The sequence below is a fragment of the Okeania sp. KiyG1 genome (genome assembly GCF_014132355.1).
Lineage (GTDB): Bacteria > Cyanobacteriota > Cyanobacteriia > Cyanobacteriales > Microcoleaceae > Okeania.
This window is the reverse complement of the sequence record NZ_BLZO01000192.1, coordinates 1-1,491: the sequence shown is the minus strand read 5'-3', so window position 1 is coordinate 1,491 and position 1,491 is coordinate 1. Positions and strand designations below refer to the sequence as shown.

Sequence of the window (1,491 nt, the reverse complement as noted above, 5' to 3'; positions counted from 1 at the left end):
GACTTCTTCCTTCTGACTTCTTTTAATTGCGATAAACTTCATCTAAGAATAAGGTGAGTATAGCTGAAGTCAAAAGTCAATCTTTCCTCTCAATCAAAAACAAAAAGAAAGATACAGCAGATTCCATTAAGGGTGAGATAGACCTATGGATGGCTAGATTGCCTGACTTGCATTTATTTAATTGTTAATCTCTGTACTTCTTATGGGAGGAATATGTTGTATTTTTTGCCATAGGAAGTAGGAAATTTTCACCTCTCCTGATACTTCTTGGATGTTAATTTTATATTGATACATTTCTGACTTCTGACTTCTGACTTCTGACTTCTTTTAATTGCCATAATCTACATCTAAGAATCAGGTGAGTATAGCTGAAGTCAAAAGTCAATCTTTCCTCTCAATCAAAAACAAAAAGAAAGATACAGCAGATTCCATTAAGGGTGAGATAGACCTATGGATGGCTAGATTGCCTGACTTGCATTTATTTAATTGTTAATCTCTGTACTTCTTATGGGAGGAATATGTTGTATTTTTGGCCATAGGAAGTAGGAAATTTTCACCTCTACTGATACTTCTTGGATGCTAATTTTATATTGATACATTTCTGACTTCTGACTTCTGACTTCTGACTTCTTTTAATTGCCATAATCTACATCTAAGAATCAGGTGAGTATAGCTGAAGTCAAAAGTCAATATTTGCCATCAAGAAAAAACAAAAAGAAAGATACAGCAGATTCCATTAAGGGTGAGATAGACCTATGGATGGCTAGATTGCCTGACTTGCATTTATTTAATTGTTAATCTCTGTACTTCTTATGGGAGGAATATGTTGTATTTTTTGCCATAGGAAGTAGGAAATTTTCACCTCTACTGATACTTCTTGGATGTTAATTTTATATTGATACATTTCTGACTTCTGACTTCTGACTTCTTTTAATTGCCATAATCTACATCTAAGAATCAGGTGAGTATAGCTGAAGTCAAAAGTCAATCTTTCCTCTCAATCAAAAACAAAAAGAAAGATACAGCAGATTCCATTAAGGGTGAGATAGACCTATGGATGGCTAGATTGCCTGACTTGCATTTATTTAATTGTTAATCTCTGTACTTCTTATGGGAGGAATATGTTGTATTTTTTGCCATAGGAAGTAGGAAATTTTCACCTCTACTGATACTTCTTGGATGCTAATTTTATATTGATACATTTCTGACTTCTTCCTTCTGACTTCTGACTTCTTTTAATTGCCATAATCTACATCTAAGAATCAGGTGAGTATAGCTGAAGTCAAAAGTCAATCTTTCCTCTCAATCAAAAACAAAAAGAAAGATACAGCAGATTCCATTAAGGGTGAGATAGACCTATGGATGGCTAGATTGCCTGACTTGCATTTATTTAATTGTTAATCTCTGTACTTCTTATGGGAGGAATATGTTGTATTTTTGCCATAGGAAGTAGGAAATTTTCACCTCTACTGATACTTCTTGGATGTTAAT

General features: G+C 33.7%; 1 protein-coding gene. It reads right to left on the bottom strand.

What is annotated here, in order from left to right; translation table 11 throughout:
- Positions 1-787 precede the first annotated feature (787 nt).
- A complete protein-coding gene (locus tag SAGCYANO_RS42805) occupies positions 788-988 on the bottom strand; it encodes a hypothetical protein (protein ID WP_202225568.1) in 201 nt (66 codons plus the stop codon).
- Positions 989-1,491 lie beyond the last annotated feature (503 nt).